Here is a 16,670-nt window from a genome sequence, read left to right on the forward strand (position 1 = left end):
ATGAAACAGAAAAACGCATAAAACCAAGATGATAACTTGATTTTATGCGTTTTTCTATGTTGTTTTATAGTCTTTCCTTTCCAAAAAAGGCAAGAAAGGCAGGAGCAATGTAATCCTGATATTGTTGAGGATACTCACGAATGAGGGTAGCTGAAATCCCAAATTTTCTAGGACTATAATGAGCTTGATAGCCTCGACTATGCAGTTCTTGAGCGTATTCTTCCTCAGACACATAGAAAACTGGTACTTGATGTTCTGACAAGTCCAACAAAGCAAGCAAGCGGTCTAGCCAAAGGTCCCAACCATCTGGATAGGGAGGCAAGTCCGTTTCATCCAGGGCACGAACTTCGACAAAATCATCTTCCTTAAACTGCTCTTGAGCAAATTGAAATCGTTTGGTCAGGTCTAAACCTATCCTATCCCCACGATCCCTATCATAGCCTGAAACCACCACACAAACCTGACCGCATGCCAACTTTGCTCGCTCGATCAAATCCAAATGTCCCTTGTGCATGGGAGCAAAGGTTCCGAAAACAACAGCTATGGGTTGATTCATAGATTTCCTTTCTACTTGCTAAAGAGGCGAGCAAGCTCACCTCTCCAACTATTTCATACGTTTTTCAAAACGGAAGAATAATTCTGCATCTGGAAAGGATAGCAACAACGAGCACTCCTTATCCCTTTACCACATCAAACTTGAGCTCTTCACCCTTGACCCCAACCTTCAAGGTCGAACCAGTAGTCAAGTCACCACGGAGCAACATTTCTGCCAACGGATCTTCCAATTTGGTTTGTAAGAGCCTACGAAGAGGACGAGCTCCCATTTCTGGATCGTAACCTTGTTTAGCCAGTAACTTAAGGGCTGACGGTTGCAGTTTAAGAGTAATTCCTTTCTCAGCTGTTACAGCCAATAAAGGTTTAATCATGACCTTGACAACATCCTGCATATGGGATTCTGTCAAGCTATGGAAGACAACTTTCTCGTCAATACGGTTGATAAATTCTGGACGATAGGCTTTTTTCAATTCCTCAAAAATGCGTTTCTCCACTTCCTTGTGGTCCTTAGATAAATCAAGGGCACCAAAACCAACTGTCTTATCATCACGAAGGGCTGTTGCTCCAAGGTTTGACGTCATGATAATAATAGTATTTGAGAAATCAACCTTACGTCCCTTACTGTCCGTCAAGACACCATCATCCAAGACCTGCAAGAGAACATTGAAAATATCTGGATGAGCCTTTTCAACCTCATCAAAAAGAAGAACAGAATAAGGTTTGTTACGAACTTTTTCCGTCAATTCGCCACCTTCTTCATAGCCCACGTAGCCTGGAGGCGCTCCATTGAGACGGCTGGCCGCAAATTTCTCCATATACTCGGACATATCAAAACGGATAAGAGCAGATTCATCATCAAAGAGAACCTCTGCCAAGGCTTTAGCAAGCTCTGTCTTACCGACACCAGTTGGTCCCAAGAACATAAAGGAACCAATCGGTCTGCGACCTGTACGAATCCCTGACTGATTACGACGAATAGCTCTGCTAACAGCAGAAATAGCTTCTTCCTGCCCAATCACACGCTTGTGCAATTCTGCTTCCAGATTCAGATACTTCTTAGTATCTGATTGGCTAAGCTTGGCTACTGGGATACCTGACAAGCGGCTAAGTGTTTCTAAAACATCTTCTTCTGTTACTTCAAGGTCATAGTTTTGACTAGCCTCTGCATCTTCTTTCGTTTTAATCAAAAGCTTGCTGACAGTCTTATATTTTTTATCCATCAAGGCCTTGTCTATGCTCGTCAGTCCTGTTTCCTCAGCCTGCCCTTTCACTCGATTTTGTACCGTTGCACTGGCTTCATCCAGCAAGTCAATGGCTGAATCTGGCAGGTTTTTGCTGGTCAAATACCGCTTAGCGTAGGTCACGGCAGTCTCTACAGCTGCTTGTCCAATACGGACCCTATGGTATTTCTCAAACGTTCCTTTTAAACCAGTTAAAATCTCAATGCTATCTTCCACTGTCGGCTCTTCAATGATCACTTTGGCAAAACGACGAACCAGGGCTACGTCTTTCTCAATATGTTTTTGGTACTCATCTTGAGTCGTCGCCCCAACTGTACGTAGGGTACCACGAGCCAGAGCAGGTTTGAGAATATTGGCCGCATCCAGGGTTGAATCAATCCCCGAGCCAGAACCCATAATCGTATGCAATTCATCGATGAAAAGGATAACTTGACCATCTTCCTCAATGTCGTTGATGATATTATTCATCCGCTCTTCGAAGTCACCACGAAAACGGGTCCCTGCAATCACATTCATCAAGTCAAGTTCCAAAACCCGCATCTTGGCTAAGCTGACAGGGACATCCCCAGCTGCCACACGCTGAGCCAGACCCAAGGCAAGTGCTGTTTTACCAACACCCGCATCCCCAACCAAGACTGGATTATTCTTGGTTTTACGAGATAAGATTTGAACCATCCGCGAGATTTCTGCATCACGACCAATGACTGGCTCCATCTTGCCTTCACGGGCCAAAGCGGTCAAATCACGAGTATAGTCCTCTAATCCACCAGTCTGTGGAGCTGGAGGCATGCCCATCATCTGCCCCATATTCGTAGCCTTGGATTTTCCACCCTTCATCACACTACGGATTGCTTTTAAGTCTTCCTTAGTAAATCCTGCACGGGCTTCCAAATTTTTACGCAAATCCAAGAAACGGATCTTATCATCTGAGTCATCAAAATGAAAACCAACCTTGTCCAAAATCTGACTAGCTGTTGAACGTTTATCCAAGAGCATAGCCATAAACAAATGTTCTGTACCTAACTCCTTGGCCTTGACAACTCCAGCAATTTTCTTGGCCAAACTAGCCGTTTCATCCAAACGTTTTGAAGAAGGCAAGATACGGAAACTATCCAACTCTTCGCGATAAACCTTATCTGTCACGACAAAAGTCGCATGTTCATAGTCAGAAATCGAAACAGGATATTCTGCCAAGACAGCTCCCGCAACGGTATCATGGTTGATGACAAATGATAAGAGAACATGCCAGGTTTCCAAGTAATCACAGGCATAACGTTGGGCAACCAACTGAGCATCTTCAAATACTCTTTGTAAACCAGTTGAAATTTTCATGAATCAATCCTCTTTCCTATCTAAGCGTCGTAAGACTTGACGCATCATGCGAGCGCGAATGACACTTGCATCTTTTCCTAATATTTCATCAGAGCCTGTGGACAAAAAGAGATTGCCTTCTCGTTCTGTCATCAATCCTTCATCAAAAAGGAGCTGTAAAATATCCGCATAAACCGTCGCAGACAACTGCTCACCCATATTGTTTAACAAATCATGGACCAGTTCGTGCTTATCCGAAAAGGTAATCCGCCCAATTCGGATATAACCACCACCACCACGCTTACTCTCAACAATATAGCCACGGCTGGCTGTAAAACGGGTTTTAATGACGTAGTTAATCTGACTTGGCACCACTTCAAACCGACTGGCCAATTCACTTCGACGCAACTCTGCGACTTTTACCTGATCTAAAATAGCTTTGATATGCTCTTCGATATAATCTGATGTATTTTTCATCACCATAGTATCGCCTCTTTCTTTGACTATCTTTGACCATTATACTATTTTTATCTGCTTTTTGAAAGCGAAAGCCTCACTTCCACACAAGCGTAGCCAATTTTTGAAATCTGCTCTGCTTTATCCTATAATAAAAGAAAAAAACAGAAAGGACTAGGGCTTCCGTATTTGGTCGAACTGAATACGGGCTACGGACTGGGCCAAAAAGATAAACGAGAACTAGTCGTCGTTCTGTTTCCTATTTTTTCTGTGTCCACTTAAGGCCCTTTATATCTTATACCATGAACTTTCAAGATTACATTCAAGACTTTACAAGTGTGACTGTGGAGCAGGCACAGAGCCTGCTAACTGCTCAAGAGGGCAGCATTCTCTTCATCGGACGAGCAACCTGTCCTTACTGCAACCGCTTTGCACCAAAACTCCACAAGGTAGCCCAAGACAAGCAAGTGACCATCCACTTCCTCGACTCCAGCCAAGTCAGCTCTGAACTCCAGACCCTTCGCGACCACTACCAAGTTCCTACCGTCCCAGGTCTCCTCGTCGCTAAACCTACTGGCATCCAAGTCCGCTGCGACTCCAGCATGACGGAAGAAGAAATTGTGACTTTTATTGAGAACCAATGCTAGACATTTCCTACCAAGCCAACACCTTCCACATATCTCATCACGGAAGACCAGTCGGCAACATCCATACCTATAGCAACCCCTACCACCAGACCAATATCTATCTACGACTAGATTTGGTTGATTATGATTGCACCATAGCAGAGCAACTCTTCCAGTCCCTACAGACTTTCTTAGAAGGTAAGCCTCTGCAGGTTATGCTCTCCTCTGCAGAGCAGGAAAGAATCCATTTCCTCACCGCAGCTGGCTTTGTCTGCAAACGAAAATGTTACGAATTTGAAGTGACCAAACAAGATTATCTCAGTCAAACAGGCACTTCCAACTTAAGCATAGCCCGCAAAGGCACCGCACCTTATCAAATAGCCTGTCAGCAAATTTTTGACCACTATCAAACAGTCCATCAAGACATCAATCCTTGGACTACCAGTCAAGAAGAATTCGAGAAGGACTTACCTGACCGAGTTTATACAGACTCAGAAAATTGTGCCTTCATAGATACCGATGAAATTGCCTACGTATGCGGAAAAGATGAACAAAGCTTTGGTTCCTTCATCCAAGCAGTTATTTGCCAACTATTTGAACAGTATGAGCAAATTAGCTTTGAGGCTGATGACTGCGATCCTATCGCCATGCATTTAGCAGACCAATTCCGACAACCAAACAAGCCTAGCTGGGACACTTATATTTTAAAAATCTAACAAAAAGCACCGGCCTTGTGGCCGGTGCTTTTTAAGGAGATTATGAAAAATATTTAGGATTGATACTAGTATAACCGAATCAAACATAGCCAACATCCGCCCTAAGACCGATTTTACCAAAAAAGAACTCCCTGTCGGAAGTTCTTGAATTGTCGAGTAGTCTTTCAGTTTGCTTTTAGTACACGCTTCAAAGGTTTGGGGAACCTTTGAAGGCTGGATATAGTGCGAACCAAGTTCGCCTCAAAAAGAGCCGTACAGCTTGTAAAGCAAGTCATAAAGTACAGCTCTCAATATGAAAAGAACCCCCTTTCGGAAGTTCTTGACTATTCATTATTTACCAAGAGCTGCTGCCATTGTAGCTGCAACTTCTGCTTCAAAGTCGTTTGAAGCTTTCTCGATACCTTCACCCACTTCGAAACGAGCAAATTCTACAACTGAAGCGTTTACTGAGTTCAAGTAAGCTTCAACTGTTTTGCTGTCGTCCATGATGTACACTTGTGCAAGAAGAGTGTAAGCTTGGTCAACTTGAGTGTTGTCAAGCATGAAGCGGTCCATTTTACCTGGGATGATTTTGTCCCAGATTTTTTCTGGTTTGCCTTCAGCTGCCAATTCTGCTTTGATAGCTTCTTCAGCTGCTGCAATCACTTCGTCAGTCAATTGAGCTTTTGAACCGTATTGCAAGAGTGGCAATGCTGGTTTGTCAACCATTGCACGGCTTTCGTTGTCTTGCTCGATTTTGTGGTTGATTTGTGCCAACTCATCTTTAACGAATTGCTCATCCAATTCAGTGTAAGAAAGAACAGTTGGTTTCATTGCAGCGATGTGCATTGAGATTTGTTTAGCAAGAGTTTCGTCACCACCATCGATAACTGAGATAACACCGATACGGCCACCGTTATGTTGGTATGCACCAAATGCTTGAGCATCTGTTTTTTCAACCAAAGCAAAGCGACGGAATGAGATTTTCTCACCGATTGTTGCAGTTGCGTTTACGTATGCTTCTTCAAGAGTTTCACCTGAAGGCATTGTCAATTTAAGAGCTGCTTCGTTGTCAGCTGGTTTACCTTCTGCAATTACTTTAGCAGTAGTGTTTACCAATTCAACGAATTGAGCGTTTTTCGCAACGAAGTCTGTTTCAGCGTTAACTTCAACAACTGCTGCTACGTTACCATCAACGTAAACACCTGTCAAACCTTCAGCTGCTACACGGTCAGCTTTTTTAGCTGCCTTAGCCATACCTTTTTCGCGAAGCAATTCAATCGCTTTTTCGATATCACCTTCAGTTTCAACCAATGCTTTTTTCGCGTCCATAACGCCAGCACCTGATTTTTCACGCAATTCTTTAACGAGAGCTGCTGTAATTTCTGCCATGTCTATTCTCCTTGTTTGTATTTATAAAATAGAGGAGCGGGCTCAGCCCTGCCCCTCTAGGATTGTTTTTTGTTGTTAAATAATGATGTAGAATTGTACGCGAGCTAAAACCGTATTGATCTTAATTCGCCTTCGTTACTTATTTTAATTGTACTCAGGCTAAAATCTTAGTGAAAAAGATAAACTTCCTTGTATGCAAGCATACTGCGTCAGTTTCCTATTTTCATACAGATTTCTAAACGCCTTCGTTACTTATTTTCCTTCTACAACTTCAACCAATTCTTCGATTGATTCTGTAGATGCTGGCTCAGCTGCCAATTCAGCTTCAACTGCTGCTACGCTGTCTTCACCTTGGTTGCCTTCGATGATAGCGTCAGCCATTTTAGCTGTAATCAATTTAACAGCGCGGATAGCGTCATCGTTAGCTGGGATGATAACATCGATATCATCTGGATCTGTGTTTGTGTCAACCATCGCTACAACTGGGATACCCAATTTCTTAGCTTCTTTAACAGCGATTTGCTCTTTGTGTGGGTCAACGACGAACATTACGTCTGGAATGCGTGGCATGTCAGCGATACCGCCCAAGAATTTTTCAAGACGAGCACGTTGTTTGTTCAACAATGCTACTTCTTTCTTAGGAAGCACGTCGAAAGTTCCATCTTCTTCCATACGGTTGATTTCTTTCAAACGAGCGATACGTTTTTGGATTGTACCCCAGTTTGTAAGAGTTCCACCCAACCAACGGTGGTTGATGAAATATTGACCAGCGCGGATAGCTTCGTCTTTAACAGCTTCAGCAGCTTGTTTTTTTGTACCTACGAACAAGATAACTGCGTCGTTTGCTGCAGCGTCACGGATAAATTCGTAAGCTTGGTCAGCCAATTTTACAGTTTGTTGCAAGTCGATAACGTGGATACCGTTACGCTCTGTGAAGATGTATTTAGCCATCTTAGGATTCCAGCGGCGAGTTTGGTGACCGAAGTGTACACCAGCCTCAAGAAGTTGTTTCATTGAAATTACTGCCATGAGTATTTCTCCTTTTTGTTTGTTCTCCTCTCCCGAACTTCGACTTGCAGCCCAACCTTTCGGCAACAAGACCACAATTGGTCCGAGATGAGTATTTGTTGCACAGCAACTCTATTAGTATATCAGAATACCTGTATATTTTCAAGTAAAATAGCAGAGAAATTCGGCAAAATTCGGCACGGGTAAATTCTCAAAGTAAGTTCTAGTCTAACCCCAAAATTAGAAATGGGGCTGATACGAAAATTTCCACTTGACCAATTTCACTATTTAAGGTACAATATTCTTTGTTATGGCGGTATAGCCAAGTGGTAAGGCACGGCTCTGCAAAAGCTTGATCGTCGGTTCAAATCCGTCTACCGCCTTTATTATAGGATTTTATCCGAATTTATACAAGTCAAAAGCCCGATTTTTCGGGCTTTTTTTGATTTTTCATTCGGTTAAATTCGGTTAAGTTTGGTAAAGTTGGTGGGCAAATGGTGGGCAAATTTCTATCTACAATCTAAAGGCGAAAAATATAAAAGAAATCGAAAAAAGTTTTTAAAAACACTTGACTACTGCTAAAAATAACGGTATAATAGATACATAAGGTAAGGGGAGGTTACCTTAGACAAGGAAACGAACAGAAAGGAGTACTAAATGTTTAGGTACTTAAAAAAGCCAATCAAGATTAGAACTGATAAGCTGGTCATCAAACTCAATCTTATCATTCTAACTCTTGAATGGCACATAGAATTGGATAGTGAGTAATCACTATCCACCCCTTCGGGGGTGTACTTAAATATTATCAAAAAATGCTATGAAAGTAAAATACAAAGTAAACAAACATGGTTTTGACTGGAAAGCCTTCTTGGTGTGGTCATTGCTGATTGCATTGCTACTCTGGTTGGTTTTCAAATAAGGAGTATCTATGATCCAAGTATTATCCAAGGAAGAAATGATGAACTTCTTCCAGACACATTCGCGCTATCAAATTGCACAAGCTACAGGTCTTTCTGAGTCCACCTTGGCAAACTACGTCAAAGGTCGGACTGATGTTGGCGGTATGTCTTTTGATAAAGTTATCAAAATAACAGAATACTACAATAGTTTGCATGGAAAGAAATATGGTTACAGAGACCCTAAACTAAAATAGGGTCTTTTTGTGTCCGTAAAAACGGCAATTTTTAAAAATGTCTGTGATAAAGGCAAGTATTTTGCTATCGAATTTTGAAAAAACGCTATTTTTTTGAAATTCGGGCAACAAAAAAAAGCCCAGCAAACGCTGGGGTGAAAATACTATTTAAACGTACCGTAAGGCACGACATTGCGTCGATTTGACTCCTCGCCTGCTGCTATATAGCGACGTACACCGCTACGGCTAATATACGATACCCAAATGTATCCATCGGCAATATAGACCGAATCATAGTTAAATTGCTCGCCATAAGTGTAAGTAGCTACAATTTTACCATCTAGGCCAGGCTTGTCTCGGACATTGAGCAAAGATACTTTAACGGTCATTGTCCCCTTCTCGTCTTTAATCTTACCGAGATTGCCACTGCTTGCCTGTGTTGCCACTGCAGCAGAGTCGCTGTAAGGCGGATAAAACCAGCCAACAAGATTGCTGATTTGCTGACTAGAATACTGAGCAGGACCACCGACGGACAAATTACCTGCCAGGTTCTGCTCGATTGTTTGGACGGTATTGCCACTAACACCGATAATCAATCCGGTGTGCCCATAATTGATACCGTCACCTGCCCAGTAATTCTTGACAAAGATAGCCCCTGGACGTGGACGTTCTGAGGTAGGCATGTAATGCACCTCAAAGTCGTGTTGTTTGGCTGACTTTATCAAATCAATGGCATTGCCCCACAAAGGCTTGCCGAAGAATTTTCCGCAAATCCAGTTAGGTAGGTCTACACACTGCTTGCCGTACCAACCATCATAGTCTACACCTTGACCACGGTTGGCTAGGTCTTTGGCAAAATTAACTACTTCATTTACTGTTGTCATTTAATACCTCCAAAAATGGTAAAAGCAAAAATGCAATTGGCGCCAAAATAATCAGCGCCAACACACAAAATGTTGTCTTTAATATCCTCATCGTTTGTCTGCCTTTGGCTCGTAATAGTCAAGAGCCTGCTTGCTATCTGATACTCCCGCAGTCGTCGGGTCATTGATGATACCGACAACAGTCAAGATAGACATAATCGTCGCAAAGGTCGATTCCCAATTCTCAGGGACCCAATTAAAGCCCAATTGTTGAGACAAAAGTACCAATAACGGTACTAGTGTCCACCAAAATGTTTTATTGCGTAAACGTACGCCCCAGTTAATTTTCATGAATGTTACCCCTCTTTCATAATGACGCGTTTTAGCTCTCGGATATCTTCTCCCATGCTTTTGACCTGCTCCGCAAGGACCAAGATTGCCTTGTTTTGCTCATCGTGACTATCTAGTCGACGATTAGCGCTTTCCTTAAATTCTTTGAGATTTTCAATATCCTTCTCTAATACTGTAATACGATTCTCTTGCTTTGTAATCTTGGCCGAGAAATTAGTCCACAATCCAACGACTGTAGACACAAATCCAACTAACGCATATACATGTTCTGGTCTGATATGCATAGGCTATCCCTCGCTAATCAGTTCAACCAAGATTGCCTCATCTTCAACCATCTTTGTGAGATAAGCCTTAATTTTATTTTTGATAATATCTGAAAAAGGCAAATCTTTATATTTGATACGTCCTTCGAAAATTTCAATTGCGTAAAGTTTAATCATCATATCTGTTCTCCAATCTTTATTTTTAAATAACTTCCAAGGTCTCTTCGACAACTTCATCATCAAATAGACCAGTTTGCAATAAATCTTCATCCGTAAGCGACCCCTTCCCATACAATGTCATAACGACCTGCAAGAATGCAGCACGGGATGACGCAGACACCGTGACCTGCTCTTTAACCTTTTCAAGATTCTTTGTAGCTTCTTCGGTAATATCATCAATCTTGGCAAGACGCTTGCCAATCGCATTGAATTTCTCATCTTCTGCTCTGTTCGGGAAATTTTCTTGATACATTTTCTCCATAGCCATATCGAATAGCTCGCTATCTGTCAAATTGATAGCTTCTTTATCAAAGGCATAGGGAATAGTTGCTCCCTCTTCGTTCCCTACAACTACAATAGTACGATGTGGAGAAGACCCAAGCCACTCCGTACTCTTGGTTAAAAATTTGAACTTCATGGTATTTCCTTTCTAAATCATAATAGTTAACTGACCTCTATACACAATTCCATTACCAGTGGCCAGTACATTAAACGCTCCTGTGCCTTGGTTGATTTGGACATGGCTGTTATCAGAACCACTAATAGCCCACTTAGCGATTACTAACATATAGGACTGTGGCGCAACCCAAATATCACTTGGGATGCTCCCTATGTTCATTGTTGATCCGTTACCTGTGAAATCGTACTTAATTGTTAGTACATCCCCAACACGCTTGTAATAAGTACCTGGATACCCTGCTGACTGCCAACCAGTGTTGATGAGGTTGGGGTGGTCATCCTTGGCATATTCAACCCACGGTGTCCAAGTCGTATTATTTTTTACTCGTAAATAGGTCTTATTTTTGTTATAAGGAGTGTAAGTTTGCTTGACATATCTAGTATCATAGCTCTCTACAAGTAAATACCCCCCAACTGGATCCGGTAAGGTTGGGCTATCCACATAGTAAAAACCTGACTGCACATACTCTTCTATTTTGCTGTATAGATTTATATGAGCTCTACCGTCATTTCTCGTCAACTGATACTGTTGAATCGACTTACCGTTCAAGTAATATCCACCAGTTGACTCTACAGACCCTCCCGGAAGGTTCGTATCTACGATTTTACCAACCGCAAAGCGGTTGCCCTTCTCGTAGCTGAATACTACCGCTTCGGTCGAAACTTTGATTTTAAACTCCGAACGAGTGAACTTGTCTTCAAGTATTCCTATGACATCCCACGACTTATCAGAAGAATAAGTACCTGATAGATTGGCCAGTGAATTTGTCAGGCTCGCCAAAGTCGTGAAAGTACCAGATGCCGGACCATTGTCTGGCGTGTAATTATTGCTATCTGCTGGAGCTACACGAAAAGTTAAAGTCATTGTATTTCGCTGGCTACCACCTACCGTCAGCGGAGCTATACGAGCGTTTCTGAGAATAGAGAATGTACTCGATGTCGCTCCTGAACGTTCCACGCTAAAGTTGAAAGCTGGTGCAAAATATTCCAACACTGTCACAGTTCGCTCTATCATGTTACTCGTTCGACCACGGCTGTCTGTCACCCTTGCTCGTATAGTAACCTGACCATGGTAGTTCATGATCCCTAAGCTACCACCATTTTGACTGGTAGATTGGTTCCTGTCGACAATTTCTGCGTAGTAACCACTGATAATTGATCCGTATGCCCCTGTTGCTTGTCCGAAATGTACAGCGATATTCGAAACAATCTGCACAAACTGTTGTTCTCCTGGAATCAGCGTCCTAGCTGCAGTATTTCCGTCTACCAGTGTGAAACCAGTCAAACTGGGCTTGATACTATCTGGAACGCTTGCTGTGAAGGTAGTTGACTGCGTACCTGTTTTCGTCGAACCTGAGTAGGTATCAACGTAGATAGTACCAGTCCCACTTGTCGAATTTGGGATGTCGTTAGCAAAATCAAGGGGAATAATCCAAGTTGTAGACGTATCTACATTGGTTGCGATTGTCCCTGACTTATTTCCCCAATGATAGCGTACTGTATGCTTAAAACTAGAACTTTGACGGTGGATGTTGATAGTAAGTGCACTACCAATGACACCAGGGCTAACACTTACAGAACTGGAGCGTGGGATAGTGGTCAAGCCATGAAACCAGCTCCCTGAGGCGTTACCAAAGTTCAAAGTTCCATAGCTGATATTACTCATATTAGAACTCAAACTAATTCCTGCTGATTTTGTTCCGTCAGCATTGTGACCCACTCTAAACTGTACTGAGCCTAAATGCTTTTTGGAGCCATTGAGGTATAGAGGACCTACGGCAATAGTTTGAGATTGACCATCACAAGTGACGGTGACGGTATTGCCGTAAGTATTACCAAACTTAATGTTCCACCCTGTGTCCATTCCTATCCAAACATCAATCTTGATTACTGAGCTGTTTCCGCTTATATCTTGACTGACGGTGGATGATGTGCCTTCTAGGAAACCTCTCCAGTTCCCTGAATATCTAAATACTGCCATACTTTCAAGCTATCCCTTTCTAATAAACATACCGTTTAACATTGATGTCTGGATTGTTATGGTACTGTTCTTCTCTAAAACGTCCGATTTGAACCGTCTTTGAAAAAATACCGTTGTCAATGTGGATAACCCCTTTATCCACATACATGACTGGAGTACCACTCGAAAACATCGTGATACGTCCATCTGGGCTAAACAACATGCTGGAGCTACCGTCTGCCTTACCTAGTGACAAACCATCGTTTGAGACCTGCATAAAGGTATCTACCGCATTCCAGCGCTGTGCTTGGTCTCCTAGGTTTGTCTCAATTTTTATGACACGCTGTAAGTGAGTTATCAGGTCCTTTTCAACTTTGGCCCATGTAGCTTCGTCGGCTGCTTTCATATCTTTGATTTGTTTCAAGATATTGTTTACAGTGTCGAGACTCGCTTTGGCTTCCAGCTCCGCTTGCATGATACCCGCCCGCTCGTTTAGTAAATTGAGTTGCTCTTGGGTAAATGCTTGGTCCGCTTTGGAGTTGAGTTCTAATTGCCAATCCTCTATAGCTAGTGACCAATCCGTCGGGACAGTCCCTTTTTCCAGTTTGAACTTTCTTGCATATGGCACTACACCAGTCCCATAAACACCATAGAAAGCCAAAAAACTTTCACTTAGTTCCATATTTCCTTCTGTCGGGGTAAAGGTCACATGATACCTCTTCCATTCCGTCGTAACACCTATGTCCGCATGGAGACCGCCATAGCGAGACCCCGACCCATTTTGCATATACACATGGACCGCTCCATCCTTATCCGCTTTTAAATCAAAGCTCAGAGTATATGTCACCAGACCATGCTTATCAAAAACCTTTGCCAAGTCATAAGGCGTTCGCAAAAATTCCATAGCAGCAGGGTCTTTACTGATATAAACGGTCTCCTCATCTGTATCCGTCAGTAAATTAATACCGCCTACTTCAATCTTCGCCCATCTATCCGCCCAGCGATACTTGGTCTTATCTGTGCTGTCGGCTTGCGTGTAGTCTGAGTAATGCCCGATATATCGCTGACCATTGTCAGATGTGGTCAGACCAGTACCATCTGCACTATCCGAGTAAGCCCAATGAATGTACGGAGTTCGCCCATCTGCCCCCTTAGGTCCAGGTATGCCTTGGGCTCCATCAGAGCCTTTCCACTTGCTCCAGCGATAGCTTGTTGGGTTGGTAGAGTTGATAGCAGTAAAATCTTGATACATGCCGATGTATGCTTTTGTCTGGTCTGTCTGACTAAAGCCACCACCAGTTGCATTATCTGCGTAAGCAATATGTGTATATTGCGTGCGACCATCAGCACCTTTAGGGCCAGCTATCCCCTGGTCTCCCTTAGGACCCTGAAGGCCTTGGATTCCCCGTGGACCTTGCGGACCTGCAGGCCCCTGTAGTCCTTGTGGACCTGTAGCCCCTCGGTCACCCTTTGCGCCTGTAGGACCTATTTCCCCCATCTTAGCCACTGAGTAACCAGTTTCTGAAGTATTATCCGTATATGCCCAAACGGTTTTTGTCCACAAAAATTGACCGTTGGGGACGCTTGGTACCTGAGATGTCCATGACGTTGGCTGAATTGTGCCAGATGTCGATTTTCCGTAAGTAATCGTCGTAGAATGAATACCTACTCCGTCTTTACCAGCGATACCGTCACGGCCTGTGTTTCCGTCACGACCAATACGAGAGACAGTGTAGCCGGTCTCTGTGTTGCCGTCTGTATAAGTCCATACCGTCTTGGTCCAGAGATAATTGCCAGGGGCAACGGTCGGAACTGCCGCAGTCCAACCAGTCGTCGGTGCAGTGGCACCATTGGTTGAACTAGCATAAGTGACGGTAGTTGAACGAATACCTACTCCGTCACGACCTGGAAGTCCATCGGCTCCTCTTTGCCCAGGGTCTCCTTTTTCGCCTTTTGGTCCAGGAGTCAATTCAATTTTCTTCAAATCATCTTTAGTAGCAACGTCCGTAAAATCAATCTGAACCCGCTTAGCGTTTAATATAACTTCGCCAACCTCATTAACATACAAAATATCCCTATCTCCAGAGGAAATACGAAAACGCCGAACATCGATATGATTACCACTTAGATTATTCACATTGACGTTCCCTAAATTTTGGTCACTGATTGGAATCAATTCCCAATCCACACCGGACCATTGCTTCAATACGACAGAATTTTCAAGAGGTTCATACCACAAATCACCAACATTAGCATTTGCCGGTCTGTCGATTCCACGATAAATAGTGTTCTTTCCGTTTGCAGCGACCTGGACCATGTTACTAGTTTCTATCTTTACGTCTTCGAGCTGTTGCTCGATGCTTCTCTGTTGGTTGATAGAGTTGTTACTACTCCTAGACTCAAACTGTCCAGCCTCAATCCTCAACAAACTACCTGCCAAACTGTCATACTCATAACGGATTACCTTAGCTTCTACATGAAACCCATCCTCATCATGACTGACCGTTACCGTATCGCCAATTCGAACAGTTTCAAGGTTTTGGAAATCAGCATATTCCTTAGTTTTAGACAATTCAACAAAGTCAACCTCATAGGAGCAGGTGGGAACATCAATAAGACCAAACTGCTCTCTAACCAGAGAACGCATCTTGGCATGGGCTTCATTCAGAGGAATAGCATCTTTGGCATCTGCATTTTCACCAACTGCAGCCTTTACATCAACCTCAACTTTACCAATTCTTGGAAAAGGGTAGTCACTAATCCGAGGACTATCAACATATTTTTCTGGCAACAAAAGTCCATCAAAACCAATAGGCATGATCCGAGTGATGACCGATTTGTCATCAATGTTAGCAGTATAGCCTTTGAGGTTCTTCTTGTGACGGATTTTAAAACCTCTATTTTCTCCAATTGATCGATTAAAATAGACCTTAAAATTATCACGAAGAATCTCACCACCAAACCGATTGACAAAGGAATTATCCAACGACGTATTCAGCAAAATCTCTACACAGTTCTTACGAACTACCCTAGACCCTGCCACCGTGGAAATATCACTAAAGAAAGTAAAAGGATGACGGTACTGTGTATTCTGAGACAATTGCTGCAACCATGCTTGACCACTCTTAGATACAATATTGGTATCCTCTACAAAGTTGAAAGCTAAGTCATAAAAAATGTGGAAAGCATGAATTTCTAACATTCCCATTGACGGCTTAGACTGGTAAATTCGAAACAACTGGTCACCATTTGGAGTGGGAGCCTTGATGATCATACCATTGCGAATCGACTTGCCAAATTTTGCCCCAAGTGGATATTGAGCTGTCAAAGTATACAGATTGTTTAACTCCTCTTCAACATGACACTTTTTCAAGTCATTATCTAATATCCCTAATCCATTATGTTCAAAAAGACTTTCATCAGCCGCATACAAACAAATCATATATACCGCCACCTCCCTTCACAAATGACCTTAGTGATATTTCCTGACCAGGACACCCTATTGGTACCAGGCACAAATTCGGGAAATTCTCCAACCATATTTCGATTCATATCTACATTCCCTCTATAAGCATTCTGTAAATCGCTATCAAGTTCGATATAGTCACCAACATCACGCAAAATAATGGACTTGCCATTCACCGTCAAAGTGCCAGAACCAAATACTTTCAGATAAGGCTTGGAGCGATAAGTCCCTATATTTTGAAAAGATTGACCATTTACCAATAAAACACTACTGTTCAAAGCGTATTGAAACGGATCACACTCAAACCTAACTGTGAACCGACCATACTCTGCCACCTCGTTCTCAATGTCTGAAAACTGTATTTTTTTGATTTTGTAATACACATCATCATCCGAAAAACGCAAAGTCTTTTTCCCGACAAAGAAACCCTTGACAGTCCTTACTAGACTCTTGATATTGACCTCTTCCAGCATATTGTATTCACATTCAATTGGAATATTCTTGTACCCCAATTCCCTCGTCAACGAACCATCCCTACCTGGAATAGAAATATCTTCATACTCCATTTCCGGACTAGGAATCACAGGTCTAGTTGCTAAACAACACTTCAAACTATCTGGGAATGAGCCGTCTAATAACGTTTTAAGCATAAGTCTCCTTTCAAAAAAATTAG

The 16,670-nt window shown here is 42.6% G+C and carries 16 protein-coding genes and 1 tRNA gene; 4 read left to right on the forward strand and 13 right to left on the reverse strand.

Translation table 11 applies throughout. The features are described 5' to 3' along the window. Positions 1–64: 64 nt before the first annotated feature. From PHA78_RS10845 to PHA78_RS10855, 3 genes are all read right to left on the reverse strand, one after another. Positions 65–556 (reverse strand): adenylyltransferase/cytidyltransferase family protein, encoded by a 492-nt coding sequence (locus PHA78_RS10845; RefSeq protein WP_222357305.1) that lies wholly within the window; start codon positions 554–556, stop codon positions 65–67. Between the two features lie 118 nt (positions 557–674). Beyond that, the gene (locus PHA78_RS10850) at positions 675–3,128 is read right to left on the reverse strand and encodes an ATP-dependent Clp protease ATP-binding subunit (RefSeq protein ID WP_272158168.1); all 2,454 of its coding nucleotides are present in this window, start codon (positions 3,126–3,128) and stop codon (positions 675–677) included. A 3-nt stretch (positions 3,129–3,131) separates the two neighbouring features. Further along, positions 3,132–3,590: a CtsR family transcriptional regulator gene (locus PHA78_RS10855; protein WP_024418693.1), complete on the reverse strand. Its 459-nt coding sequence runs from the start codon at positions 3,588–3,590 to the stop codon at positions 3,132–3,134. A gap of 275 nt (positions 3,591–3,865) precedes the next feature. On the opposite strand from PHA78_RS10855, the gene PHA78_RS10860 reads away from it, so the two are divergent. Both PHA78_RS10860 and PHA78_RS10865 read left to right on the forward strand, forming a co-directional pair. Further along, positions 3,866–4,210 (forward strand): thioredoxin domain-containing protein, encoded by a 345-nt coding sequence (locus PHA78_RS10860; protein WP_029177107.1) that lies wholly within the window; start codon positions 3,866–3,868, stop codon positions 4,208–4,210. Further along, positions 4,204–4,905, forward strand: coding sequence for a GNAT family acetyltransferase (locus PHA78_RS10865; RefSeq protein WP_257059716.1), 702 nt, complete (start codon positions 4,204–4,206; stop codon positions 4,903–4,905). Before PHA78_RS10860 ends, PHA78_RS10865 begins: the two co-directional genes overlap by 7 nt. 330 nt (positions 4,906–5,235) lie before the next feature. Here PHA78_RS10865 and tsf read toward each other — a convergent pair whose 3' ends face one another. Then, positions 5,236–6,276: a translation elongation factor Ts gene (gene tsf / locus PHA78_RS10870; protein ID WP_099806551.1), complete on the reverse strand. Its 1,041-nt coding sequence runs from the start codon at positions 6,274–6,276 to the stop codon at positions 5,236–5,238. A 252-nt stretch (positions 6,277–6,528) separates the two neighbouring features. Beyond that, positions 6,529–7,305 carry a 30S ribosomal protein S2 gene (gene rpsB, locus PHA78_RS10875; protein ID WP_014637198.1) on the reverse strand — a complete coding sequence of 259 codons (777 nt, stop codon included), beginning with the start codon at positions 7,303–7,305 and terminating at the stop codon, positions 6,529–6,531. A gap of 291 nt (positions 7,306–7,596) precedes the next feature. Here rpsB and PHA78_RS10880 point away from each other — a divergent pair. Together PHA78_RS10880 and PHA78_RS10885 are read left to right on the forward strand one after the other, a co-directional pair. Next, positions 7,597–7,667: transfer RNA gene (locus tag PHA78_RS10880), tRNA-Cys, on the forward strand. 545 nt (positions 7,668–8,212) lie between these two features. Further along, positions 8,213–8,437, forward strand: a complete 225-nt coding sequence (locus PHA78_RS10885; RefSeq protein WP_024398726.1) for a helix-turn-helix domain-containing protein — start codon at positions 8,213–8,215, stop codon at positions 8,435–8,437. Between the two features lie 143 nt (positions 8,438–8,580). On the opposite strand, the gene PHA78_RS10890 is transcribed toward PHA78_RS10885, so the two are convergent. From PHA78_RS10890 to PHA78_RS10925, 8 genes are all read right to left on the reverse strand, one after another. Continuing rightward, positions 8,581–9,300, reverse strand: a complete 720-nt coding sequence (locus PHA78_RS10890; protein ID WP_272158170.1) for a CHAP domain-containing protein — start codon at positions 9,298–9,300, stop codon at positions 8,581–8,583. Positions 9,301–9,387: 87 nt separating this feature from the next. Beyond that, entirely contained in the window at positions 9,388–9,630 is a 243-nt protein-coding gene (locus PHA78_RS10895) for a phage holin (protein ID WP_024390532.1), read from the reverse strand. A 5-nt stretch (positions 9,631–9,635) separates the two neighbouring features. Next, positions 9,636–9,914 carry a DUF7365 family protein gene (locus PHA78_RS10900; RefSeq protein ID WP_029744331.1) on the reverse strand — a complete coding sequence of 93 codons (279 nt, stop codon included), beginning with the start codon at positions 9,912–9,914 and terminating at the stop codon, positions 9,636–9,638. Positions 9,915–9,917: 3 nt separating this feature from the next. Next, a complete protein-coding gene (locus PHA78_RS10905) occupies positions 9,918–10,073 on the reverse strand; it encodes a CD1375 family protein (protein ID WP_153308875.1) in 156 nt (51 codons plus the stop codon). Between the two features lie 22 nt (positions 10,074–10,095). Then, the gene (locus PHA78_RS10910; protein ID WP_272158171.1) at positions 10,096–10,530 is read right to left on the reverse strand and encodes a DUF1366 domain-containing protein; all 435 of its coding nucleotides are present in this window, start codon (positions 10,528–10,530) and stop codon (positions 10,096–10,098) included. A 12-nt stretch (positions 10,531–10,542) separates the two neighbouring features. Next, positions 10,543–12,552, reverse strand: a complete 2,010-nt coding sequence (locus tag PHA78_RS10915) for a DUF859 family phage minor structural protein (protein ID WP_272158172.1) — start codon at positions 12,550–12,552, stop codon at positions 10,543–10,545. 19 nt (positions 12,553–12,571) lie between these two features. Next, on the reverse strand, positions 12,572–15,973 hold the full coding sequence (locus PHA78_RS10920; protein WP_272158174.1) for a phage tail spike protein: 3,402 nt from the start codon (positions 15,971–15,973) through the stop codon (positions 12,572–12,574). Beyond that, a complete protein-coding gene (locus PHA78_RS10925; protein WP_029188014.1) occupies positions 15,970–16,647 on the reverse strand; it encodes a phage tail domain-containing protein in 678 nt (225 codons plus the stop codon). Before PHA78_RS10925 ends, PHA78_RS10920 begins: the two co-directional genes overlap by 4 nt. Positions 16,648–16,670: the final 23 nt, after the last annotated feature.

Origin of the sequence: Streptococcus sp. HN38, assembly GCF_028335765.1 — a bacterium.
Classification (GTDB): Bacteria; Bacillota; Bacilli; order Lactobacillales; family Streptococcaceae; genus Streptococcus; species Streptococcus suis_P.

Excerpts from the sequence above, each read along its gene's own strand:
- PHA78_RS10845 (WP_222357305.1), bottom strand. The coding sequence starts at position 556 with ATGAATCAACCCATAGCTGTTGTTTTCGGAACCTTTGCTCCCATGCAC.
- PHA78_RS10850 (WP_272158168.1), bottom strand. The coding sequence starts at position 3,128 with ATGAAAATTTCAACTGGTTTACAAAGAGTATTTGAAGATGCTCAGTTG.
- PHA78_RS10855 (WP_024418693.1), bottom strand. The coding sequence starts at position 3,590 with ATGGTGATGAAAAATACATCAGATTATATCGAAGAGCATATCAAAGCT.
- PHA78_RS10860 (WP_029177107.1), top strand. The coding sequence starts at position 3,866 with ATGAACTTTCAAGATTACATTCAAGACTTTACAAGTGTGACTGTGGAG.
- PHA78_RS10865 (WP_257059716.1), top strand. The coding sequence starts at position 4,204 with ATGCTAGACATTTCCTACCAAGCCAACACCTTCCACATATCTCATCAC.
- tsf (WP_099806551.1), bottom strand. The coding sequence starts at position 6,276 with ATGGCAGAAATTACAGCAGCTCTCGTTAAAGAATTGCGTGAAAAATCA.
- rpsB (WP_014637198.1), bottom strand. The coding sequence starts at position 7,305 with ATGGCAGTAATTTCAATGAAACAACTTCTTGAGGCTGGTGTACACTTC.
- PHA78_RS10885 (WP_024398726.1), top strand. The coding sequence starts at position 8,213 with ATGATCCAAGTATTATCCAAGGAAGAAATGATGAACTTCTTCCAGACA.
- PHA78_RS10890 (WP_272158170.1), bottom strand. The coding sequence starts at position 9,300 with ATGACAACAGTAAATGAAGTAGTTAATTTTGCCAAAGACCTAGCCAAC.
- PHA78_RS10895 (WP_024390532.1), bottom strand. The coding sequence starts at position 9,630 with ATGAAAATTAACTGGGGCGTACGTTTACGCAATAAAACATTTTGGTGG.
- PHA78_RS10900 (WP_029744331.1), bottom strand. The coding sequence starts at position 9,914 with ATGCATATCAGACCAGAACATGTATATGCGTTAGTTGGATTTGTGTCT.
- PHA78_RS10905 (WP_153308875.1), bottom strand. The coding sequence starts at position 10,073 with ATGATGATTAAACTTTACGCAATTGAAATTTTCGAAGGACGTATCAAA.
- PHA78_RS10910 (WP_272158171.1), bottom strand. The coding sequence starts at position 10,530 with ATGAAGTTCAAATTTTTAACCAAGAGTACGGAGTGGCTTGGGTCTTCT.
- PHA78_RS10915 (WP_272158172.1), bottom strand. The coding sequence starts at position 12,552 with ATGGCAGTATTTAGATATTCAGGGAACTGGAGAGGTTTCCTAGAAGGC.
- PHA78_RS10920 (WP_272158174.1), bottom strand. The coding sequence starts at position 15,973 with ATGATTTGTTTGTATGCGGCTGATGAAAGTCTTTTTGAACATAATGGA.
- PHA78_RS10925 (WP_029188014.1), bottom strand. The coding sequence starts at position 16,647 with ATGCTTAAAACGTTATTAGACGGCTCATTCCCAGATAGTTTGAAGTGT.